Annotated in this window: 21 protein-coding genes and 1 pseudogene; 7 read left to right on the top strand and 15 right to left on the bottom strand. The window is 67.2% G+C overall.

Going from position 1 to position 21,003, the window contains the following annotated elements; translation table 11 throughout:
- Nucleotides 1-232 precede the first annotated feature (232 nt).
- Both GEV05_24025 and GEV05_24020 read left to right on the top strand, forming a co-directional pair.
- A complete protein-coding gene (locus GEV05_24025; GenBank protein MPZ46397.1) occupies nt 233-736 on the top strand; it encodes a VOC family protein in 504 nt (167 codons plus the stop codon).
- 63 nt (nt 737-799) lie between these two features.
- On the top strand, nt 800-1,723 hold the full coding sequence (locus GEV05_24020) for a methyltransferase domain-containing protein (GenBank protein ID MPZ46396.1): 924 nt from the start codon (nt 800-802) through the stop codon (nt 1,721-1,723).
- An 8-nt stretch (nt 1,724-1,731) separates the two neighbouring features.
- Here the strand turns inward: GEV05_24020 and GEV05_24015 are convergent, their stop codons facing one another.
- From GEV05_24015 to GEV05_24000, 4 genes are all read right to left on the bottom strand, one after another.
- Nucleotides 1,732-2,928, bottom strand: coding sequence for a SpoIIE family protein phosphatase (locus GEV05_24015; GenBank protein MPZ46395.1), 1,197 nt, complete (start codon nt 2,926-2,928; stop codon nt 1,732-1,734).
- The gene (locus tag GEV05_24010) at nt 2,507-3,316 is read right to left on the bottom strand and encodes a response regulator (protein ID MPZ46394.1); all 810 of its coding nucleotides are present in this window, start codon (nt 3,314-3,316) and stop codon (nt 2,507-2,509) included. The genes GEV05_24015 and GEV05_24010 overlap by 422 nt, the downstream gene beginning before the upstream one ends.
- Nucleotides 3,297-7,949: a response regulator gene (locus GEV05_24005; protein ID MPZ46393.1), complete on the bottom strand. Its 4,653-nt coding sequence runs from the start codon at nt 7,947-7,949 to the stop codon at nt 3,297-3,299. Before GEV05_24005 ends, GEV05_24010 begins: the two co-directional genes overlap by 20 nt.
- Before the next feature lie 64 nt (nt 7,950-8,013).
- Entirely contained in the window at nt 8,014-8,955 is a 942-nt protein-coding gene (locus GEV05_24000; protein MPZ46392.1) for a CysB family HTH-type transcriptional regulator, read from the bottom strand.
- Nucleotides 8,956-9,060: 105 nt separating this feature from the next.
- On the opposite strand from GEV05_24000, the gene GEV05_23995 reads away from it, so the two are divergent.
- Genes GEV05_23995 through cobA form a run of 3 tightly spaced genes read left to right on the top strand, consistent with a single transcriptional unit; the run spans nt 9,061 to nt 12,200 of the window.
- The gene (locus tag GEV05_23995; GenBank protein ID MPZ46391.1) at nt 9,061-10,764 is read left to right on the top strand and encodes a nitrite/sulfite reductase; all 1,704 of its coding nucleotides are present in this window, start codon (nt 9,061-9,063) and stop codon (nt 10,762-10,764) included.
- Nucleotides 10,709-11,227, top strand: a complete 519-nt coding sequence (locus GEV05_23990) for a DUF934 domain-containing protein (GenBank protein MPZ46390.1) — start codon at nt 10,709-10,711, stop codon at nt 11,225-11,227. The genes GEV05_23995 and GEV05_23990 overlap by 56 nt, the downstream gene beginning before the upstream one ends.
- A complete protein-coding gene (gene cobA / locus GEV05_23985; protein MPZ46389.1) occupies nt 11,130-12,200 on the top strand; it encodes a uroporphyrinogen-III C-methyltransferase in 1,071 nt (356 codons plus the stop codon). The genes GEV05_23990 and cobA overlap by 98 nt, the downstream gene beginning before the upstream one ends.
- On the opposite strand, the gene GEV05_23980 is transcribed toward cobA, so the two are convergent.
- From GEV05_23980 to GEV05_23935, 10 genes and pseudogenes are all read right to left on the bottom strand, one after another.
- Nucleotides 12,178-12,978 carry a hypothetical protein gene (locus GEV05_23980; protein ID MPZ46388.1) on the bottom strand — a complete coding sequence of 267 codons (801 nt, stop codon included), beginning with the start codon at nt 12,976-12,978 and terminating at the stop codon, nt 12,178-12,180. The two genes, cobA and GEV05_23980, sit on opposite strands and share 23 nt — an antisense overlap.
- Before the next feature lie 163 nt (nt 12,979-13,141).
- On the bottom strand, nt 13,142-13,582 hold the full coding sequence (locus tag GEV05_23975) for a DUF2802 domain-containing protein (protein ID MPZ46387.1): 441 nt from the start codon (nt 13,580-13,582) through the stop codon (nt 13,142-13,144).
- A gap of 77 nt (nt 13,583-13,659) precedes the next feature.
- On the bottom strand, nt 13,660-14,511 hold the full coding sequence (locus tag GEV05_23970; protein ID MPZ46386.1) for an alpha/beta hydrolase fold domain-containing protein: 852 nt from the start codon (nt 14,509-14,511) through the stop codon (nt 13,660-13,662).
- Nucleotides 14,512-14,531: 20 nt separating this feature from the next.
- Complete coding sequence (locus GEV05_23965) at nt 14,532-14,870, bottom strand: hypothetical protein (GenBank protein ID MPZ46385.1); 339 nt, start codon at nt 14,868-14,870, stop codon at nt 14,532-14,534.
- Between the two features lie 9 nt (nt 14,871-14,879).
- Nucleotides 14,880-15,179 carry a hypothetical protein gene (locus GEV05_23960; protein MPZ46384.1) on the bottom strand — a complete coding sequence of 100 codons (300 nt, stop codon included), beginning with the start codon at nt 15,177-15,179 and terminating at the stop codon, nt 14,880-14,882.
- Nucleotides 15,176-15,574: a phage holin family protein gene (locus GEV05_23955; protein MPZ46383.1), complete on the bottom strand. Its 399-nt coding sequence runs from the start codon at nt 15,572-15,574 to the stop codon at nt 15,176-15,178. The genes GEV05_23960 and GEV05_23955 overlap by 4 nt, the downstream gene beginning before the upstream one ends.
- 2 nt (nt 15,575-15,576) lie before the next feature.
- A complete protein-coding gene (locus tag GEV05_23950; GenBank protein MPZ46382.1) occupies nt 15,577-15,891 on the bottom strand; it encodes a DUF883 family protein in 315 nt (104 codons plus the stop codon).
- A gap of 299 nt (nt 15,892-16,190) precedes the next feature.
- Nucleotides 16,191-16,655 (bottom strand): cytochrome c, encoded by a 465-nt coding sequence (locus GEV05_23945; protein ID MPZ46381.1) that lies wholly within the window; start codon nt 16,653-16,655, stop codon nt 16,191-16,193.
- 243 nt (nt 16,656-16,898) lie between these two features.
- Nucleotides 16,899-17,015, bottom strand: a pseudogene (locus GEV05_23940) (low affinity iron permease family protein).
- Between the two features lie 579 nt (nt 17,016-17,594).
- Nucleotides 17,595-18,107 (bottom strand): sigma-70 family RNA polymerase sigma factor, encoded by a 513-nt coding sequence (locus tag GEV05_23935; GenBank protein MPZ46380.1) that lies wholly within the window; start codon nt 18,105-18,107, stop codon nt 17,595-17,597.
- A gap of 320 nt (nt 18,108-18,427) precedes the next feature.
- On the opposite strand from GEV05_23935, the gene GEV05_23930 reads away from it, so the two are divergent.
- Nucleotides 18,428-19,300 carry an alpha/beta fold hydrolase gene (locus GEV05_23930; GenBank protein MPZ46379.1) on the top strand — a complete coding sequence of 291 codons (873 nt, stop codon included), beginning with the start codon at nt 18,428-18,430 and terminating at the stop codon, nt 19,298-19,300.
- 138 nt (nt 19,301-19,438) lie between these two features.
- Nucleotides 19,439-20,038 (top strand): hypothetical protein, encoded by a 600-nt coding sequence (locus tag GEV05_23925; GenBank protein ID MPZ46378.1) that lies wholly within the window; start codon nt 19,439-19,441, stop codon nt 20,036-20,038.
- A 141-nt stretch (nt 20,039-20,179) separates the two neighbouring features.
- On the opposite strand, the gene GEV05_23920 is transcribed toward GEV05_23925, so the two are convergent.
- Nucleotides 20,180-21,003: FHA domain-containing protein (locus GEV05_23920; GenBank protein ID MPZ46377.1), on the bottom strand; the 824-nt coding region annotated here is incomplete at its 5' end.

Raw genomic sequence — 21,003 nt, 5'->3', positions numbered from 1 at the left:
CTCTCAAGAAACCCAACCAGGTTTCTTAGCCGCGCCTGCCCGCCTGCGGGGCTAATACTGCTCATGAGGAGGGGAATGGTTACAGCTTCCCCTCCTCTCATGAGGAGGGGTGTCGGCGCAGCCGACGGGGTGGTGTGGTTTCGGGGGCGGCACGACCGGAACCGGGCGGGGACTTCGACGGTCAACATGCCCTTCGGAGTATTGCACCGGGCGCAGTCGTCAGATCGACTCGATGCGCCCGGCCCGTTTCCCCACCACGACCAGGAGGCCGATCGTGTCGCGAGTAAACACCATACCGGACGGAATGCACTCTGTGACGCCCCATCTCGTATGCGCCGGCGCAAGCGCCGCGATCGAGTTCTACAAGAAGGCGTTCGGCGCCGAGGAGCTCGCCCGTCTGCCCGGGCCGGATGGCAAGCTGATGCACGCCCTGATTCGCATCGGCGACTCTCCCGTGATGCTCGTGGACGAATTCCCCGCCTGGGACGCGCTCGGCCCGAAAACACTCAAGGGCTCGCCCGTCACCCTCCATTTGTACGTCGACGATGTCGATGCATTCGTGCAGCGCGCGGTCGATGCGGGCGCGAGAGTCACGGCGCCGCCGTCCGACATGTTCTGGGGCGACCGCTACGGCAAGCTGGAAGACCCGTTCGGCCACCACTGGTCGGTCGCGACTCACATCCGCGACGTGTCGGGCGAAGAACTGCAGCAGGTGATGAAACAGATGGGCGGATAGCCGCCCGCGGCGCGGCCGGCGTATTGCGTCCGGCCGCAGCCGCGCATAAGCTGACGCAACAACATGGGAGGATCGAGCATGCGCGCACGATCGACGTGGCTGCTCGCATTGCTGGTGGCGTGGCTGCTCGGTCTCGGTCTCGGCCTCGGCCCGGCGCTGGCAGCCGAACGCATCATCCTGGAGACGAAATCTCCGTTCAACACCATTGTCGTGAGCGAGGACGACGAGGGGCTGCGCATCCTGCGCTTCGCGCGCTTCGGCGCGCGCCAGAGCGTGGTGAAACTGGGCGACCCCGATCATCTGGAGCTGCCGTATGCGCGCGTGATGATCCCGATCGGTTTCCTGTTCGTGGACGAGCCGCGCAGCGCGCTGGTCATCGGGCTGGGCGGCGGCACCATCCCGAGCTTCCTGCGCAAACGCTTCCCGCAGATGAGAATCGACGTGGTGGACATCGACCCGGGCGTGGTGGACGTCGCCAAGAGCCACTTCGGCTTCCGCGAAGACGAGCGCATGCGCGCGCACGTCGAGGACGGCCGCCGCTTCGTCGAGCAGGCCAGGCAACGCTACGATCTGGTGTTTCTCGACGGCTTCGGTACCGACAGCGTTCCGCCCCACCTCACCACGCGCGAGTTCCTGACCGCGGTGCGCGAGATCGTCACGCCACGGGGCGCGGTGATCGGCAACGTCTGGGGCCGGCAGGTGAATCGCTTGTACGATTCCATGATCAAGACCTATCGCGCCGTTTACGACGGTCTGCTGGTGGTCGACGTGATCGGCTCCGGCAACAAGATCGTGATCGCGATGCCGGACAAGCGTGAGCTGCCGTACTACGAGCTGGTGGAACGCGCACAGCAGATCTCGCGCAAGCTCGCGCTGCGCCACAGCGTAGCCGAAGTGGCCGAGCGCAACGTGCGCGAGCCGGGCGAGGACGGTGTGAGCGGGAAGCTCCTGACCGACGCCGAGGTCGGCGCGGTGCTCGCCCGCTGAAGGAAGGTTCAGGCCGTGAACCGTCCGGGTTCGCCCCAGGCGTAAGTCGCGCAAGCGCAGCTGCCGTCGTTTTCGAAATCGAGCGTCCGGCACAGTCCGCGCACCAGGTTGAGCCCGCGCCCGTGCACGTCGCTCGGCGCTTCCTGCGGCAGCGCGCGCCAGTCGAAACCCTCGCCGCTGTCCTCGATGCGAATTGCGAGCTCACCGCCGCCGCGCCACTGCGCGCACACCGCGCTCAGGCGAACCCAGCCGGTCGACAACGATGCGAGCTGCCGCTCGCGCGCCGCGACGTAGCGCTCGAATCCGTCCGGCAACGCCTTCAACTGCGAGCTCAGGTGCAGTACGCCGTGCTCGAGCGCATTCGAATACAGCTCCGATAGCACGGTGTACAGCGCCGAGCGATGCTCGTCCAGCCCGGGAATTTCCCGCAGCTGCGTGAGCAGCATGGGAACCGGGTCGCTCACGCGTAATGCGTCGGCGTGCAGATCGAGCGAAATGCGCCACTGCCCGCACGTGTCCGCTACCGCGCCCGAATCGGCGCTGATGCCCGTTGGCGCGCGATTGGAATCGAACAGCTCGTGCGACAGGTGAATTTCGACCAGGCTGGCGTCGTCGAAAATCGGCTCGCCGGCGCGGAACGCGTGCAGCGCCTGCGCGACCCCGAGTGCGGACGCCGAGTTGCTCGGACCATCCGCAGCCGCGCGTTCGAGCCGCGCGCGTCCGAACGGTTCGCCGTGCGCATTGACGGCTTCGTGCACCCCGTCGCTCGCAAGCAGCACGCGGCTATTCGGCGCAACCGCGACCAGCCGCATGCAGTCGGCCAGGTCGAGCTCGGCCTGAATCCCCAACGGCAGGTTCGATGAGCGCAAGCGCTCCCGAATGCCATCGGCGTCCAGTACGAGGACATCCGGCATGCCGCAGTTGGCGACCCAGATGCGATCGAGCGAGCGGCTCACCTGAACGAAGACGGCCGCGAGGAATTTGCCGGTGGGGAGCTGCGCCGCGAGCTTGCGATTCATCTCCAGCAGAATCTGCTGGGGCGCAAAGCCCTTCGCGGTCATCGAGCGGAAGATCTCCGCCGTGGGCATTGCCGCCAATGCAGCCGCAAGTTCGTGGCCGGTGAAGTCGCCGAGCAGCACGTTGAGATCGCCCGATGGACAGTACTCGGCGAGATAGATGTCGGCGCTGAAGCTGTCCGTCGCCATGAGGTCCGCGTGCAGCGCGCTCGTCGACGGGCTTCACCAGGAAGTCGTCTCCACCCGCGTCGATGCTGCGCACCAGGTCGGCCGTATCGCCCGCGCCGCTGACGAAGATCACCGGCACGAATTCGGATCCCGCGAGCGCCTTGATGCGCTTCGCGGCCTCGAGCCCGTCCATCGTCGGCATGTGCATGTCCATGAAGACGATGCTGGCGCGGTGCGCTGCGAATTGAGCGACCGCCTCCAAGCCGTCGACCGCGACCTGGTAGCCGGAGCGCACGAGCAGCGACTCGAGCAGCAACCGAGCGCTCGGGTCGTCGTCGACGACCAGCGCGGTGCGTGCGTGCACCGCCCGCTCGCCTCCGGTCACGGGGTCAACCGACGGCATGCGCATCTTCCCACGCACCTTCCCGAGCACGGTTGGCGAGCCGCAGCAGCAGCGGCTTCACGCGCTCCAGTTCGCGTTCGATCTCGTCGATGCCCGCGGCAGCTGCGGACAAGCTGCCTGCCTTGGCCTCGGATTCGAGATGGCGCGCGACCGCGGACAGCGCCGTCGCGCCCACGTTCGCCGCGCTCGACTTCAAGGTATGCGCCTGCCGGTACACACCGTCGCCGTCGCCGCGCCGGCAGGCATCGCGCAAAGTCTCCAGAACCTCGGCCGCCGACTCGAGGAACACCGTGATCAACTCGACGAAGTCGTCGCCGATCGCATCGCGCAGCGCATCCAGGCGCGCGCGGTCGAGGGCCATTTCGCCCGCATCGCGCCGCACGGGGAGCATCACCGGGACGGCTGCAGTCACCGGGACGGCTGCAGCCAGCGACAATGCGGCGTGTTCGCTCTCTTTCCCGCTTGCGACCGGAAGCCAGCGGCTCAGGGCGTTCACGAGCTGGGCGCGCAGGAACGGCTTGGGCAGGAAATCGTCCATTCCCGCATCGAAGCACGCGCTGCGCGCCTCGGCCACGACGTTGGCCGTCATTGCGACGATGGGCACGCGCCGCGCGCCGCCGGCTTCGCGGGCGCGGATGACGCGAGCCGCCTCCAGCCCGTCCATCCTCGGCATGTGCATGTCCGTGAGGATGAGATCGTATTCGATCGCATTCACGCATTCGATCGCCTCTTCGCCATCCACCACCGCATCCACCTCGAGCCCCAGCTTGCGCAGCACCGCCACCGCCACACGCCGGTTCACCTCGTTGTCCTCGACCAGCAATATCCGCCCCGAGAAGCGCTCCGCGGGTGCTTCCACCCGCTGGCGCAGCAGTATCTCACCGAACGGCCTGCCGGCGACCGCAGCCTCGAGCACCTTGCGCAACAGCGACGAACGGGCGGGCTTGATCAGGTAGCCGGCGAACCCCACCGCTCGGGCTCGCGCACTGTCGTATTTGTGTCCGCCGGAGGTGAGCAGCACGATCGGAAGCGTGCGCCAGCGCGGATCGGCGAGCATGCGCCGGCCCAGCTCGATACCGTCGGTCCCGGGCATGTGATGGTCCAGGACGACGGCATCGAACGCTTCGACGGCGCCGGCGGCATGCAATCGCTCCCAGGCTTGCGCAGCGTCGGCGGCGACGGTGACGCGCATGCCGAAGGCCTGCATTTGCTTGCGCAGCACCATGCGATTGACCGGATGATCGTCGACCACCAGCACGCGCTTGCCGTCGAGATCGCTCTGCTCCAGCGGCGGCTGCTCGGCGCCGGCGGGCAGGCTCGCGCTGAACCAGAAGCGCGAACCCTTGCCCGGCGTGCTTTCGACGCCGATTTCTCCGCTCATGAGCTGCACCAGACGCCGGCAGATGGCAAGACCGAGCCCGGTACCGCCGAAGCGCCGCGTGGTCGACGTGTCGGCTTGCGAGAACGGCTCGAACAGCCGCCGGCAATCCGCAGCTGCGATCCCGACGCCGGTGTCCTCCACTTCGAACAGCACCTGCGCGTCCTCGGCGCTCTCGCCCGCGGCGCTCGCCCGCAGCAGCACGTGGCCGCTCCCGGTGAACTTGATCGCATTGCCGAGGAGATTGCCCAGAACCTGGCGAATACGGCCGGGATCGCCGATCACGCAGCGCGGACAGCTCGCATCGATCTGCACCGCGAGCTCGAGCGATTTGGCCGCTGCTCTCGGCGCCCACAGCGCCGCCACGTCCTCCACGGTGGCCGCGAGCTCGAACGCGATCGGCTCTAAGGCGAGCTTGCCCGCCTCGATCTTGGACATGTCCAGGATGTCGTTCAGGATGTCGAGGAGCGAGGTGGCCGAGCCATGCAGCGTCTGCACGTAGCTGTGCTGTTCGGCGCTGAGCTCCGTATCGAGCAGCAGGCCGGCCAAGCCCAGTACGCCGTTCATCGGCGTCCTGATCTCGTGGCTCATGGTGGCGAGGAATTCGCTCTTGGTCCGGGCCGCGGCTTCAGCGTTCACGCGCGCCTCCACCATGCGCCGCTCGATCTCCTTGCGTTCGGTCACGTCCAGTCCGATGCAGAAGACGCCCTGCACTTCCCACTCTGCATTGACGTCCGGAATCAGCGTGACTTCCATCCAGCGGCGCTGAGCGCCGACGATATCGATCTCCCGGTCGTAGGTCACCATCTCGCCTTCGAGCGTACGCCGGAAGTGCGGCTCGATGGCGCGGTACTGCGCTTCGCCGAGGACGTCGATCAATCGTTTTCCAGGAAGCGCGTCAACGTCCGTGCCGGCCATCACGGCGTAGCGCCGGTTCGCGTACAGGAAACGGAAGTTCCGATCGAGCCGCACGATCGTGGCGGGAACGTTGTCGCTGATCGTGCGCAGCTCCCGCTCGCGCCGAGCGACCTCCTCCTCCGCAGTCTTCTCCCAGGTCACGTCGGCGTTGGTCCCGACCAGCCGTAGCGACCGTCCGTTGGCGTCTCGCTGCGAGACCTTGCCGTGGCTTCGAACCCACACCAGTGTCCCGTCAGCGCGGTGCACGCGATGCGTCACGCCATAGAACGGCGCACTGCCGGTCAATGCGGCCCGATAGGCGTGGTTCACCGCGGCGCGGTCTTCCGGGTGCACGCGGCCGAAGAGCTGCGCGAGCGAGGTGTGGGTGGCCGCGGCGGGCTCCCCCATCATGCTGCACCAGCGCTCGGACAGGAACACCTCGCCGGTTGCCACGTTGAGGTCCCAAAGGGCGAGTTGCGAGCCCTCGACCGCGAGCTCGAGCCGCTCGCGCGAACCGAGCAGCGCCTTGTCGCTTTCCAGGCGCTCGATCTCGGCGGAAATGCGCGAGGCGGCCATGGACAACAACGAGGTTGCCAGCACCGGCTGATCGAGCTGGCCGAGCCCGTACAGCGCGACGATCCCGAGCGATCGGCCGTCGGCGCTCTGCAGCGGGTGTCCGATATAGGATTGCGCCTGGAATTCGGCGGCCAGGCGCGAGCCGGGAAACTTCTCGCGCAAGCCGCTGACATGACAACACAGCTGCCGGCCCAGCACCTCGACGCACGGTTCGCCTTCGATGTCGTAGCAGCGCTCGGTCGCGTGCCCGCTGCCCGACCAGAGCGAAACGATCCGTAGCGTCCGTGGCTGCTCGCAGACTTCCGCGATCAAGGCGTAGCGAACGCCGAGCGCCTGGGCGAGCGAGCAGGTGGCCGCGTGCAGCAGCGCCATCCCGGTTGCCTTGGAGGTGCCGGCGATGAAGGCGCTCATCGCCCGTTCGGCCCGGCGCTCGCGCGACAGGTCGCGGATCAGCGCGATGCGCCGGATACCGTCCTGCTCAGGCACCTCGCTCAATGCCATGTCGAGCGGAAACGCGCTGCCGTCGCGGCGCAATCCGTGCAACTCGCCGACACTCGCAGCCGGTTGTTCGGGATGACTGCCCGCGTCGCCTGCTTCGCTTGCCGCCTGCATGGCGCGGACCTGCGGAACCAGCAACGCAGCCTCGCGCCCGATGAGCTCCGAAGCTTCCCAGCCGAACAGACGCTGTGCGGCGCCATTGACCGATTCGATCATGCCGCGGGTGTCGGTGACGACCAGCGCGTCGGCCATGTTGGCCACGACCGCGCGCTGGCGCGCTTCGGAAGCGGCGAGCTCGGCAGTGCGCCGCGCGACCAGGGTCAACATGTCGCGCCGCCAGCTTGCCCACAGCAGCGCTGCGATCGCGGCCGCGGCCGTGAGCGCGCAGCCAAGCAGAAACACGAGCATCGGCTCGTCGGTGCGGTTCGCGGCGATGAAGGCGTCGGTCGGCGTAAATTCGAGCTCCCAGGTGCGGCCGCCGATGTCCAGTCTCGAGGTACGCATCGTTTTGCCCAGCAAGGGGGTGTCCGCGGGCCGCTCGTGCACTGCGAGCAGGTTGCGTCCGAGCGGGACAGCGCGATCGGTCACACGCACGGCGAGCGCATTGGATGCGCTGCGCATTACATTGTCGACGACGGTCTGCGCCCGGTAGACCGCGACCAGAAAGCCGCGCAACGGTTGCGGTTCGGCCGCCGGGCCGCGGCTCAGGGGCACCGGGATGATCACCTGGTACAACGCCGGCTCGTACGGAAAATTGGCGGTGTGAATCGGCGCGGTCAGCTGCGGCTTTCCGCGCTGATGGGCGCGGGCGAAGATTTCGCGCTCGGCTGCATCGACATTCCTCTCCGCAGGCGCGGCGGCGCCGGCAAAGTGGGCGATGTAGCGCGGATTCGCATCCAAGCCAGGCGATGCGCCGCGCCGCTCGGGAGCGGACGGCGCCCGGCCGGATGCATCGATGACCGAGGCGTCGAACCACATGAGCGTGCGCAGATTGGGCAGCGCCGTGCCGCGGCGCGCCAGGCGCTCGAAGGCCTCGCGATCGATCGAGTCGGCCGTGTCCAGATGTCCTGCGACGGTGAACAGGTCGTCGTGATAGCGCTCGATCTCGTATTGCAAGCGTTCGGCGCGAGCGGTTGCAACCTCGTTGAAACGCGCGACGATGCGCCGCTCGACGGAGGCTTTCACGCCCACGACCACGGCGATCGTGATCGCGACGCCGATCGCGGCGACGATCAATGCAATGACCCGGGGAATTTCGGGTCGTGTTCCCGCTTTCGGCTGGCGTGGCACCGTGGGCTCGTTCGTTGCCGATTCGAACCCATATCGGCGGCGCCGGCGAAATCTTTACCGCCAGCTACAGCTCGTAGGAATCCCTGCTCCCGGCCATCGCCTTCTCCACCAGGGCGCGGGAAAGGCTCGGTGCGAACAGCTCGATGAAGGCATAGGTGAACTGGCGCAGCCGCCGCCCGCGCAACAAGGCGATGCGGGTCGTGTTGGTTCGGAACAGGTGGCTCGCATCGAGCATGCGCAGATCCCCGTCGCGCCGGGAATCGAACGCCATGGCGGCGATGATGCCCACGCCCAGCCCCAGCTCGACGTAGGTCTTGATGACATCGGAATCGATGGCGGCCAGCACGATATCCGGCTTGAGCCCGCGAGCGGCGAACGCCTCGTCGATGTGCGTGCGCCCGGCGAAGGCGGAATCGTAGGTAATGAGCGGATAGCGAGCGAGCGCCTCAAGCGACACGCGGCGCTCGACGCTCAAGGGATGAGCCGCCGGCACGATCAGCGCGTGCTGCCAGGTGTATCCCGGCAAAGCGAGCAGGCGCGGATAATTCGCCAGCGCTTCGGTTGCGATGCCGACATCGGCCGTACCCGCGAGTGTCATTTCGGCGACCTGCGGCGGGTTGCCCTGCAGCAGGCTCAGATGCACCCGCGGGTAGCGGCGCTTGAACTCGGCCACGACGCCGGGCAGCGCGTAGCGCGCCTGCGTATGCGTGACCGCAATGGTGAGCGCACCGGCCTCCTGATCGTGAAATTCGGCGGCGGCCCGGCGCAGGTTCTCCGTTTCCTCCAGCACTCGCTCGACGATCTGGGCGAGCGCCCGACCCGCCTCGGTGAGGGCGGTCACCCGTTTGCCGCGCCGCACGAAAAAATCAATCCCCAACTCGTCCTCCAGCTGGCGAATCTGGCGCGAAATGCCAGGCTGCGAGGTATGCAGCCGTTCGGCTGCAGTTGTGAGGCTGAGCCCCGCGCGGATCGTTTCGCGCACATAACGCAGCTGCTGCAGGTTCATCCTGGCCTCTTAATGCTATTTGGTTCTAAGCAAAGAATAACAAATTCGTTCTGCACATAAGGCGCGGAGACTATCCTCCCGGGCACTTTTTGCGGGGACTGCTGCATGTACCGGTACGACGCCATCGATCAACGCCTCGTGGACGAGCGAGTTGCGCAGTTTCGCGATCAGACCCGGCGCTTCCTTGCCGGCGCGCTCTCGGAGGACGAATTCAAGCCATTGCGGCTGCAGAACGGTCTTTACATTCAGCGACATGCGCCAATGCTGCGGATCTCCGTCCCGTACGGGATGCTCGCCAGCCGGCAATTGCGCAAGCTCGCCCACATCGCTCGCAGCTACGACCGGGGCTATGGGCACTTCAGCACCCGGATGAACCTGCAGCTCAACTGGCCCAGGCTCGAACAGGTTCCCGATATCCTGGCGGAGCTGGCCAGCGTGCAGATGCACGCGATTCAGACCAGCGGCAACTGCATCCGCAACATCACCACGGATCATTTCGCCGGCATCGCGCCCGACGAGGTGGTCGATCCCCTGGTCTGGTGCGAAGTGCTGCGGCAATGGGCCACCTTCCACCCCGAGTTCGCCTACCTGCCGCGCAAGTTCAAGATCGGGGTGAGTGGCTCGCCGGCGGACCGCGCCGCGGTACAGATCCACGACATCGGCTTGCACGCCGTGCGCGCCGACGACGGCGCAATCGGTTTTCGCGTCCTGGTCGGCGGGGGGCTTGGCCGCACACCGATCATCGGCCAGGTCATCCGCGAGTTCCTGCCCTGGCCGCACCTGCTCACCTACCTCGAAGCCATATTGCGGGTCTACAACCGCTACGGCCGGCGCGACAACATCTGGAAGGCGCGCATCAAGATCCTGGTCAAGGACCGCGGCATCGATGCGTTCCGCGACGAGGTCGAGCAGGAATGGGCCGCCTGGGGCAAGGACGAGCCCGCCACGCTCACCGAACAGGAGATCGAGCGCATCGGCGGGCGCTTCACGCAACCCGGCTATCGCAAGCTGCCCGAGCGCTGCGACGAGCTCGATCGGCAGTTGGCGGCCTCGCGCGCTTTTGCCACCTGGTACGGTCGCAACGTCCACCCGCACCGCGTCGCCGGCTATGCCGCAGTCACGCTGTCGCTGAAGAAGACCGGAGTCCCGCCCGGCGACGTCACCGCCGAGGCGATGGAGACCATCGCCGACCTCGCCGATCGCTACAGCTTCGGCGAGCTGCGCGTCACGCACGAGCAGAACCTGGTGCTGGCCAACGTAGAGCGCTCGGCGCTGCACGCCCTGTGGCAGGAAGCACGCGCGGCCGGGCTCGCCACGCCGAACATTGGCATGCTCACCAACATCATCGCCTGCCCTGGCGGCGACTTCTGCTCGCTGGCGAACGCGCGCTCGATCCCGATCGCGCAAGACGTTCAGCGCCGCTTCGACGACCTGGACTATCTGTTCGACATCGGCGAGATCGACCTCAACATCTCGGGCTGCATGAATTCGTGCGGCCACCACCACATCGGCCACATCGGCATCCTGGGCGTGGACAAGCACGGGAGCGAGTACTACCAGGTCTCGATCGGCGGCTCGCAAGGTCCGCAGGCCGCGCTCGGCAAGGTCATCGGTCCCGCGTTCGGCATCGATGAAGTGGGTGGTGTGATCGAGTGCCTGATCGAGTGCTACCTCGCGCACCGCGACAGCGATGCCGAACGCTTCATCGACACCGTGCGGCGCATCGGCGCCGACCCGTTCAAGGAATACGTCTATGGCAAGCCTCATTCGGCACGGGCACGCAGCCACCGAGACCTGGCGGCTGCTTGATGCCGCTGCGCTGGAAGCCTGGCAAGGCGGCGAGCGGGACACGCAGAGCCCGGGCGTACTGATTCCGCTCGCGCTGTGGCTCGAGCAGCCGCAGGAACGCCGCGACGCGGTGCGCGGCTCGTTCGGCGTCGTTCTGCAAGGCAGCGACGATCCGACCGCGCTGGCGGCGGATTTCGAACGCATCCCGGTCGTCGCGATCCAGTTCGCGCGCTTCAACGATGGCCGCGGTTACTCGATTGCACGCCTCCTGCGGCAACGCTACGGCTATCGGGGCGAGCTGCGCGCGATCGGCGACGTGCTGCGCGACCAATTGTTCTACATGAAGCGCGTGGGGTTCGACGCATTCGAGTTGCGCGCCGATCAGGATGTCGAGAACGCTCTGCGCGCATTCGAGGATTTCAGCGAAACTTACCAGGCCGCGGTCGATCAACCGATTCCCTTGTTTCGCCGGCGGGTGGCATGAGCTTCCCGGGCGAGGGGCGGTCGTCGTTCGCTTCCCGGGCGAGGGGGGTCGTTGCGAGCTTACCGGGCGAGGGGCCCCGCTTGCGGGGATCGACCGCAAAGCGAACTGCCGCCAGGCCGCTAGAGCCTTGGCGTTCGCGCCTCGCTGTCGGTTCGGAGGCGGTCGCGTGACGGTGCTTGGAACCGTTTACCTCGTCGGCGCCGGACCGGGCGCTCCGGATCTTCTCACCGTGCGCGCCGCGCGGCTGCTCGAGCAGGCCGACATCGTCTTTCACGATGCCCTGGTGCATCCGGCAACGATCGCCCTGGCGGCGCGCGCCGAGAAAGTGCCGGTCGGCAAGCGTTGCGGGCACCACTCGGCGGCACAGCACTTCATCAACAAGCGCCTGATCGATGCGGCCCGCAAGCACCGCGTGGTCGTTCGCCTCAAGGGCGGCGATCCGATGGTGTTCGGCCGCAGCCAGGAAGAAATCGACGCCTTGACGGCTGCCGGCATCGCAGTCGAGGTGGTGCCCGGCGTTACCGCCGCCTTGGCGGCCGCGGCGCAGTTGCGCGTCTCGCTCACTCGGCGCGGCCTGAGCCGCAGTCTCACGCTGGTCACGCCGCGGGCAGGCTCCGGCAGTCCCGATCACGACTGGAGCGCGGCGCTTTCGCCGGCGGACACGACCGCGATCTACATGGGCGCCGGCCAGGCCCAGCGCATACGGCAGACACTGCTCGAGCAAGGCTATGACGCGAACACGCCGGTCGCGATCTGCGAATCGGTTTCGCTGCCGCATGCGCATGCGCTGCGCGGGCGCCTCGCCGACCTGGTCGAAATGGCCGCGCAGCTCGGCGGCGGACCGGCGCTCATCCTTGTGGGCAAGGTATTCGCCGCGGCAAGTGCAGCTCGCGCCGAAGTCGCAGATACGCCGCCGGCAGCCGGGCACCCCGCGGTCGCGCCGCGTCGCGCTATTGCACGATCAGTACGGTAGTCACGCCCAGCTCGCGCAGCTTTTCGCGCGCCCGCTCTGCTTCCTTGCGGTCTCGAAACGGGCCGATATGCACGCGGGATTCGATGTAGACCGGGAAACCCTGCGCCTCGAGGTTTGCCTTGAAGGCCTGTGCGTTCGTGGCCTGCAGGAAAACGCCCGCCTGCAGGCGCGGGCCGCGCACCGGCTTGTTCGTGGGCTGCGGCTTGGGCGCAGAGCCGGAAGCCGTCGGCTTCGCATCCGCCTGCGCTGACTTCGTATCCGTCTGCGCCGTCTTCACATCCGTCTGCACTGTCTTCGCATCGGCCTGCGCTGACTTCGACGCCGCCTTCGCTTCGATCGCGGGCTCCGGCGTACCGGCTGCGGCGCCCTTGTCAGCGCTCGTCGCGCTCGCCTGTTCTGTCGTTTTCATCGGTGCGCTCGGAGCCTGTCCGGTGCCATCGGCATTGTTGTCGGCTTGGGGCGCAGGCGCGGAAACCGCTTCTTCGAGCTCGCTAGCAGGCGTTGCGCCGGCCGCTTCGATTGCAGGCACCTGCGCTGCCTCGCTGACGGGAGCAGGCGCGGACGGCTCCGGCTGCTGCGGCAGTGCGATCGGCGCGGTCGCGATCGGCGCGGTTGCGCCCGCCGCCGGTGCGCCGCCCGAGCCGGTTCCGGAGCGCGTGAGCGCGACCACGGCGAGAATCGCAACCCCCGCCAGCACGGCCAGTGCGATGCCGATACGAATCGAAAGGCCTCGCCGCAGCGCCAATGACTGTTCCGGGGTCGAATCGCCCTCGCTCATGATCGGGAGAGACGCCACGACGCATACGTCGCGGCTTGCGCCCTGGAGCCTTGTCGTGGCGTCTCTTCCCTCACCCCCAACCCCTCTCCCAAAGGGAGAGGGGAACGTCGCGTGCCCGCTGATGCGGGCAGGTTCCTGGGTAGGGTCGTGGGCGGGGGCAGCATCAGGCTGCCCGCGACCGGTAGAGCGCCACGATCAAATCCGCTTCGGCGCGCGATATGCCGCAGCTGTCGGCCACCGTCGCGGCGTCCGAGCCGCGCTCGGCCATCTCCACGGCCTCGCGATATTGCCCGGAAGATTGCGGCGCGCGACGCAGGCCGTCGATGGTCGCATCGAGATCGTCGATGCGTGCGCGCAGGCTCGCCATTTCCTCCGCCTGAGCATCCAACCGCTCGCGCGTGCGCCGCTCCTGCTCGGCCTGCCGGCGTGCCGCTCGCATGAAGGCAAGCAGTTCCACCACATACAAGCCGATCGCCAACAGCGCAACGACCGCGACCTGTGCCCATGTCAAAGTGATCGCACCCAGATGGGACTCCTCGCCACGCCCGGCCGATGCGAACCGCCGAACTGTCGCCATCGCAACGGTCGGCCGCAGCGCGTGCATTGGCTCGATTCACGTTAACAAATTCCGCCCCGGTTGTCAGCCCGAGGCGCGGCCCGGGGCCTCGCGGCAAGCGCCGATCACTCGAGGCCGCCTGCAAGCCGCTCGAGCGCCTGAAACAGTTCGCCGTCCGGCCGAGCCAGGTGCTGCAGTATCGTGAAATGATCGGCATCGGCGAGCTCCAGCGTCTCGCAGCGGCAGTGCGGCCAGTGCTCGGCGAGCAACCCGTTCTGGCGCCGAAACTCGCTCGACTCGCGCGCGCCGACCGCCGCGGTGATCGCCACGCAGCGGGAGGGTCGATAGGTCACGGGGCTCGCTACCCGCGCGGCGTTCTCGTCCAGGCGCAAATCCTCGTTCATCGACGTGCGGCGCAGCGGCATCAAGTCGTAGATACCGCTCACCGCGAGCGCCCCCTGCACCAGGTCAGGCGGCAGATCGGGCTCGTATCGATGCCAATCGCATGCGGCCATCATGGCGGCGAGATGAGCTCCCGCCGAGTGGCCGCTGGCGAGCAGCTTTTCCCGCATGCCGCCGTAGGCAGCGATGTTGCGATACACCCAGGCGTGTGCCTTCAGCATCTGGCGCACGATGTGCTCGATGCTTACCTGCGGGCACAGCGCATAGTTCGGCACGGCGAGGGTGAATCCGGCCGGACAAAGCGTGTCGGCCAGAAAGGAAAAGTCTGCCTTGTCGCGCGAGCGCCAGTAGCCGCCGTGGATGAACGTCACCACTGCGCGGGACGCGCCGGATGCGGGAAAGACATCGAGGGTTTCGAGCAGACCATCGCCATATGCGCGCTCGAGGTAGCAGGGGCGGTTCAAGCGCGCGCGGCGCGAACGCTCCTGGTAGGACGCGAAGATCTCCGCATGCTCAGGCACCGCGGCCCGCGCGTTGTACTGGGTCTCGAACCAGGCGTCTTCGGCGAGGGCCATGGCGAAGCGGCGGCGCCCGCTCAGACCTTGGTCTCGACGCCTTGCCGGCGCTGGCTTCGCATGCGGCGCCGATCCAGCCACCACGCCAGGGCGGGCAGCAGGACGAACGATCCCGGCAACGCGAGCACGACCAGGTAGGGGCTCAGGTTGGACAGGCGGCGCAGGTGCACGCGCAGCTCGGCGCGGTCCTCCGCGCTCCAGCGCCCCTTGTTGCGCTGCTTCATCAGCAGCGGCATGAGCCCGCGCACCTGCAGGATCTCGTTCAGCAGATGGCGTTTCTCGCGCGCCGTCAGCTCCTGTGCCGAGCGCAAGACCGCGACGCTTTTCGACCCGATCCGGCGGACCAATGCGCGTGCCATGGGAAGCGCTCAGTAGCCGGCGGAACGCAGGAGCGCGTGCGCGCGCCGCGCGAGCCGCCAGACGGCGAAGCCGCGGGTAGCCAGGCCGAGCATCGTGCGGCCTCGCAGGGCGAATACCGCGACACCGGCCGCAGCCACGACGACGGGGTGCGCGCGCAGGAAGCGGCCGGCCTGGATGACCCGATCGATGATCGATGCGGGTCTCGCCAGTCCCTCCCCATAGCGCGCAACCTCACGCCGCTGCCCTTCGATGCGGCCGCGCAGCCGCTCGCGCTCGACCAGCACCCGGGTGAGCGAGCGCGCCATCATGGCCGCAACAGATCGCGGTCGCGCTGCAGCTCGGCCAGGCTTGCCGCGAATAGCTTCGGCCGTTCGACGGCCTTGATCTTGAGCACGCGCAGTGCCGCGGCGCAACCGGCAAAGTAGATCAAAGCCAGGACGCCGATCGTCAGCAGGCGGTATTGATCCCACAGCGCGATGACGATCCACACCGTCAACAACAGCACCCCGGTGGCGGCGCAGAACAGCGCGATCGCACCCAGGGCGAGCATCTGCAGCCCGCGAACGCCCTGCTCCTGTAGCTCGTTGGAGAGAAGCTGCAGGCGCGCCTGGGCAATGGCGAGCGCGGTCGCGGTCAGTCCCCGCACCGAAGCGAGGATGCCCGGGGAAGACGCATGCTCCCCACCCGACTCGCGCTCCATCACGATCAGCGGCGCCCGATCAGCATGCCGATGATGAGGCCCACGCCGGCCGCGATGCCGACCGCATACCAGGGCTTGTCATGCACGAATTCGTCGGTCACGCGTGCCGCCTCGCGCGTTCTCACCATCACGGCCTCTTCGGCCTCGGCTACCCGTATCTTGGCCGTGTGGATCCGGTCCTGAATGCGCTCGCGCGCGGCCGTCACTTTTTCGCCCGCCTGGGCCGCGGTCGCCCGCAGGAGCTCTTCCGCATCGGCGATCACCAGCTTGAAATCCTGCACCAGCTTGTCCTTCGACAGTTCGTTGCCGACATCGGGCATGACGGTCTCCTTGTGCCTGACAAAAGCGAATTAGGGTACCGGCTTTGTCGCCTGCGATCAACAAATTGGCGCTCGCAACCCTGCGGTAACCTTGTGTTCCGAGGCTACCCGCGCATGCGGCGCAGGGAATTCGGTCGCCGCAAAGCGAGCGGAGAAGGCAGGCGGAAGGGCCTTGCCCGCGCGGGCGACGTGCGGCTGCCAGCTGAGCCGCAGATTATCGCCTGGGGAAGCGCCTGGGCGCCCGCCTTGGATACCCGCTTGGGCAAGCGAGCGGCCGTGCCGCTCGCTGCGGAGAACGATTACTTCTTGCGGCGGAAATCGTCGTGGCAGTTCGAGCAGGCCTTCGCCGTCGCACCGACCTGGGACTTGAGCTGCCCGGGATCGCCGCTCTTGGCGGCCTGGACCAGCTTGGCGGTCTCCGATTGCAGCCGTTCCTGGTTTGACTTGAACTTGTCCGGATCGCTCCAGACCTCGGGCAGCGCGCGCGTATCGAGACCGGATTCGCTTCCCTTGGGGAATCCCTCGAACGGCAAATGGCTCGCTAACGCGACCGTTTCGGCGCGCTTGACCGCTTCCGCCTGATCGTAGGGTCTCTGCCCCTTCGCCATCGCCGCGAGCACGCCGAAATTCCAGCTCATCACCGTGAACGCGGCCTGGCGCATCTTGATGTTGTCTTCGGGCTTTCGTTGTTGCGCGGCCACCTCGAGCGCGCTCCCGATTCCGACCGCGGCGATGACGACCGCGACTACGCAGCTCCTTCTCATTCTGAACTCCTTCTCTACGTTGATGGAACAGCACGAAAGCGCGCGCCGATGGTGCATCCGGCGAGCGTAAAACACAACAGCCGCATAAGGCTTCTCATGGGTTCATCTGCTGGTAGATCGTGCGCGCCAGAGTCAGCATCTCGGCCTTATCCAGCTCGCCCGATAGCGCGTAACCGAGGCTGCGATCGGTCCAGTAGAACACGTGCACCGCGCCTTCACGGACATAACGAAATGCGCTGTCGCGCGTGCGAAATGCGCTGTCGCGCGTGCGAAATGCGCTGTCGCGCGTGCGAAATGCGCTGTCGCGCGTGCGGAATGCACTGTCGTGCGTGCGGAATGCGCTGTCGCGAGCGGCGACATCTGCGCTCAGGTAGAGCGTGAGGCGACGGCCCGCCGCGTCCTGGTACATGAGTTGGGCGCCGGGGCGCGCCGATTCGGGCAGGAGTCTGCCGCCGAGAAGCTCGAATCCGTGCGCCGAGAGCTTGGGCGCGCGAATCAGCGTGCCAAGGCGCTTCGAGAGCCACCCGACCAGGTGCTTCTCCTCGCTGGCGCGCACCTCGACCGGGTGGCGCACTTCGCTGACGAACGCCGCATGGGCAACCGCCGCATGCTGCGGCAATCCCGGCGCCGGCGCGGGCTCGCGCATTCCGTGCAGCGTCCAGCCAAGCAGTGTGCCGAAGATGAGCCACGACATCGCGCTCGCCACGCGCCACAACGGCCGGCGCCGGCGCGCGGGAGACATGAGACGCGCCGGCAACGGCTCGGTCAGAACGGAATCGAACGCCGTATGCAGCAGCGCGCCCTGGCTGCGATACGCCTGCACGGCACGCGCGACATCGGCTTGCTGCTCGAGCCAGGCCTCGATCTGCTGCGATCGGCCGGCATCGAGCTCACGGTCGATATAGGCGTGCAGATCGTCTTCGCGCATCGTCTCGACCGTCATTTGATCACCTTCAGGTCGCCCGCGCCGGCGCCGCCCTTGAGCAAGGCGCGCAACCGCGTCCGCGCCCGGGCAAGACGCGAGGTGACCGTGCCGACCGGAATGCCCAGTATCTTTCCGACCTGCGTGTAGTTGAGGCTTTCCAGCGAAACGAGCAACAGCACTTCGCGCTGCTCGGGCGGCAAGCGATCCAGGCAGGCGAGTACTTCGGAGACTTCCAGCATGTCGGTCTGATTGGGGCGCGCGCCCAGCAGCTCGGCTTCGCCGTCGCTCGCCGCGATCCGTTCGCGGCGAACCCTGGCGCGCACCTGATTGACGTAGAGATTGTGCATGATGGTGAAAAGCCAGGGCCGCAGATCCAACGCCGGCTGCCAGAGATGAAACTTGATCCAGGCTCGTTCCAGCGTGTCCTGCACCAGGTCGTCCGCCCGGGTCACATCGCCGGTCAGCGCCCGGGCATAACGGCGCAGATGCGGGATGTGCGCGCCGATGAGCGCGTCGAAACGGCTCATCGCCGGCGCCCGTTCGGTGCGGCGATCGCGATCCTGCGATCAAGACATGGCGCTCCCCTAATCCGCCCATTCCGGCTCAAGGCGATCTTCCCCCATGCGTTCGCGCGAGCCGTGCACCGGCTTCGATTCTCGGCCGATATACACGAGCCACAACGGCTTTATTCCCGCGACAACGACCACGGGCGGCGGTGTGGCCAAACCTCCACGGATCAGCCTGGGCCACATGGACATGGCCGGGCTCGGCTGCGTTTGAAGCGCAGGTCGAATCGCGCGATCATTGGGCCTCGCGCATACGCGCACGCCCTGGCGGAAATCTCCACGTGCCCTTGTCTCGCAAGTACCTGCTCGGCCTTTCGCCCAGCGGCTTCCATCGCTTGAGCTACACCGAGTGGGGCGATGCGCGCTCGCCGCACGTGGTCGTCTGCGTGCACGGGCTGACGCGCAACGCGCGCGACTTCGACAGCCTGGCGCAAGCGCTGCAATCGCGCTGCCGCGTGATCTGCCCCGATGTGGTGGGACGCGGCCAAAGCGCCTGGCTGGCGCGCAAGGAGGACTACGCGTACCCGCAGTATCTCGCGGACATGACCGCGTTGATCGCGCGCGCCACCGAGCACCTGCAACCCGATGCCCGCATCGACTGGGTGGGCACATCGATGGGCGGTCTGATCGGCATGTTGCTCGCCGCGCAGCCGGGCCATCCGATTCGCCGCATGGTGTTGAACGACATCGGCCCGTTCGTTCCCAAGGCGGCGCTCGCGCGCATCGCGCTCTACGTCGGCAACGCGCCGCGGTTCGCGAGCCTGGACGAAGCCGAGCGCTACGTGCGGATCGTGTCCGCCCCGTTCGGCCCGCTCACCGGTGCGCAGTGGCGGCACTTGACCGAGCACAACATGCGCCGGGAGGCGGACGGAAGCTTCGTCATGAGCTACGATCCGGGCATCGCTACCGCGCTTGCGACACAGCGGCTGCAGGACATCGATCTATGGGCGCTGTGGGAGCGCATCGATTGCCCAGTGCTCGCCGTACGCGGAATGGAGTCCGACGTGCTGTCGCCTGCCACCGCGCAGGAAATGACCCGGCGCGGCCCGCGCGCCCGGCTCATCGAGCTTGCGGGCATCGGTCATGCGCCGGCCCTGATGGCCGAGGATCAGATCGAAGCCGTCCGCGATTTCCTGCTCGCACCCGATCGTTGACGGGCGCCGGACGCAACCAATAGAACCTGCTGCCGCGAATGACAGCCGGAATGATGCCTCTATTCCGCGCCCGAGCGGCTGGCATCGCTCGCGAGAAGGCGCTAGACTTTTGCCCCCAGGTGTCGCAGGGAGGCGATCGTGGCGCCCATATCGACCCGCAGCGGAGCACGGCTTTCGCGCCCCGTGCTCGTGCTGATGCTCGTTCTCGTACTTGCATTCCCAGCCGCGCCGGCGGCGGCCGCCGATCCGCTGCTGATGTTCATGCTGGGCTTCGCCAAGAATCTGATCGAGTCGGCGATCGAGGCGAATGCCGCCAAGCCGGCGCCGGCCGCGATCGTTGTTGCCCCCGCACCGTTGCCGAAAGCGCCGGCGCACATGGACGCAGCCGATCTGCGCGCCCTGGTGGACGAAAGCTTCGGCTATCTGAGCTCCGCCCAGCGCGCCGAGCTCCTCGCCGGACTGGACAAGGCGCTTTCCGACCCGGCGAATGCGCCCTATCGCGACGCCATACTGGCGCAGTTCGTGGGCGTTGCGCGCCAGGTGAGCTTCGCGCACCAGCAGCTCGAACGCCTCTCGCCCGAGGACAAGCAGGCGCTCGCCCAACGTTTCGCACGCAACTATCGCACTCTCGCCCCCGAGTACCAGCAGGCGCTATCGCAGCAGCTGCGCGCGCGGGCGCTGCCGCTGCCTGCGGATCTCAACGATATGATGTTGTCGGCGCTGGCGTCAGCACAGTAAGAATGGGTTGCTTGTCTTCCCTCTCCCTTTGGGAGAGGGATCGAGGGTGAGGGAAAATTACGCTTCGTCGCACAACTTCCCTCACCCCCAGCCCCTCTCCCGAAGGGAGAGGGGAGAGCTTCGAGCGCGCGGTCTACCCGCTTACGCCATGACCTTGAGGGAGACGGCCAGGAGCGGGCCGAAGCGAATGATCGAGTCGGCGTCGATCAGATAGGCCTGACCCTTGGGGACTTCTTCGTTATTGACGTACGTACCGTTTCGAGAGCCTAGGTCGCGCACCCATACGCCATCGCCATAAACGAGCAGCTCGGCGTGCTTTCGAGACACGTGGGTGTAGGGCGTGAGCTCGCGCGCCAAGGGCGAGAAAGCGTAGTCGCGACCGATATTGAGGTGCGCGCTCAACTCGCTTTTCTGGCCCCACGGCCACTCGAGCACGGCCCGAACCGGATCCTCCTCCAGCATGCTCGGCGCACCGCCCAGAGCCGTGGCGGGCTCCCTGGACGGAGCCAGGCGCTCCTGCTTCCCGCTGGATGGCGTACCTTGCGAATGCGCCTTCGCCGTCACCGCCTCGACCATGCGTCCCAACTCGCCCGGGCGAAACAGCGAGGTTGCACCAGCGTGCGGGGCTTCCTCGCTCGACTCGGTGCACGGCGCGATCGACGGCTCGCGCAGCTGCCCGCCGCGCACGGCGTAGCCGAGCTCGCGCAACTGCTCGTCGACTGCGTTGAGCAGCTCTTCCATCGCAGGGTGGCGCGACCCGGCGCCTTGCTGCAGCTCCTGCACGATGGCCGCATCGGCGGGCGTGCCGTCGTCGTTGTAGCCGACGAAAACGCGAAACGAAAGCCGATCGAGAACGGCGAAAGCGGCTTCGCTTTCGGCGATGCCGTACCACTGCTTCAACAGCGCGATCTTCACCGCCGGCAGCGTGAGGGGCGTGCTTGCGCCGGCGCTCGCCGTTGCGATCA

The sequence above is a fragment of the Betaproteobacteria bacterium genome, from assembly GCA_009377585.1.
GTDB lineage: Bacteria > Pseudomonadota > Gammaproteobacteria > Burkholderiales > WYBJ01 > WYBJ01.
The sequence above is the reverse complement of the archived record's forward strand: the minus strand, read 5'-3'. Positions and strand labels throughout refer to the sequence as shown.

Coding starts and splice junctions, on each gene's coding strand:
- GEV05_24025 (MPZ46397.1), top strand. CDS start 233: ATGCGCCCGGCCCGTTTCCCCACCACGACCAGGAGGCCGATCGTGTCG.
- GEV05_24020 (MPZ46396.1), top strand. CDS start 800: ATGGGAGGATCGAGCATGCGCGCACGATCGACGTGGCTGCTCGCATTG.
- GEV05_24015 (MPZ46395.1), bottom strand. CDS start 2,928: ATGGCGACGGACAGCTTCAGCGCCGACATCTATCTCGCCGAGTACTGT.
- GEV05_24010 (MPZ46394.1), bottom strand. CDS start 3,316: ATGCGCATGCCGTCGGTTGACCCCGTGACCGGAGGCGAGCGGGCGGTG.
- GEV05_24000 (MPZ46392.1), bottom strand. CDS start 8,955: ATGAACCTGCAGCAGCTGCGTTATGTGCGCGAAACGATCCGCGCGGGG.
- GEV05_23995 (MPZ46391.1), top strand. CDS start 9,061: ATGTACCGGTACGACGCCATCGATCAACGCCTCGTGGACGAGCGAGTT.
- GEV05_23990 (MPZ46390.1), top strand. CDS start 10,709: ATGGCAAGCCTCATTCGGCACGGGCACGCAGCCACCGAGACCTGGCGG.
- cobA (MPZ46389.1), top strand. CDS start 11,130: ATGTCGAGAACGCTCTGCGCGCATTCGAGGATTTCAGCGAAACTTACC.
- GEV05_23980 (MPZ46388.1), bottom strand. CDS start 12,978: ATGAGCGAGGGCGATTCGACCCCGGAACAGTCATTGGCGCTGCGGCGA.
- GEV05_23975 (MPZ46387.1), bottom strand. CDS start 13,582: ATGCACGCGCTGCGGCCGACCGTTGCGATGGCGACAGTTCGGCGGTTC.
- GEV05_23970 (MPZ46386.1), bottom strand. CDS start 14,511: ATGGCCCTCGCCGAAGACGCCTGGTTCGAGACCCAGTACAACGCGCGG.
- GEV05_23965 (MPZ46385.1), bottom strand. CDS start 14,870: ATGGCACGCGCATTGGTCCGCCGGATCGGGTCGAAAAGCGTCGCGGTC.
- GEV05_23960 (MPZ46384.1), bottom strand. CDS start 15,179: ATGATGGCGCGCTCGCTCACCCGGGTGCTGGTCGAGCGCGAGCGGCTG.
- GEV05_23950 (MPZ46382.1), bottom strand. CDS start 15,891: ATGCCCGATGTCGGCAACGAACTGTCGAAGGACAAGCTGGTGCAGGAT.
- GEV05_23945 (MPZ46381.1), bottom strand. CDS start 16,655: ATGAGAAGGAGCTGCGTAGTCGCGGTCGTCATCGCCGCGGTCGGAATC.
- GEV05_23935 (MPZ46380.1), bottom strand. CDS start 18,107: ATGAGCCGTTTCGACGCGCTCATCGGCGCGCACATCCCGCATCTGCGC.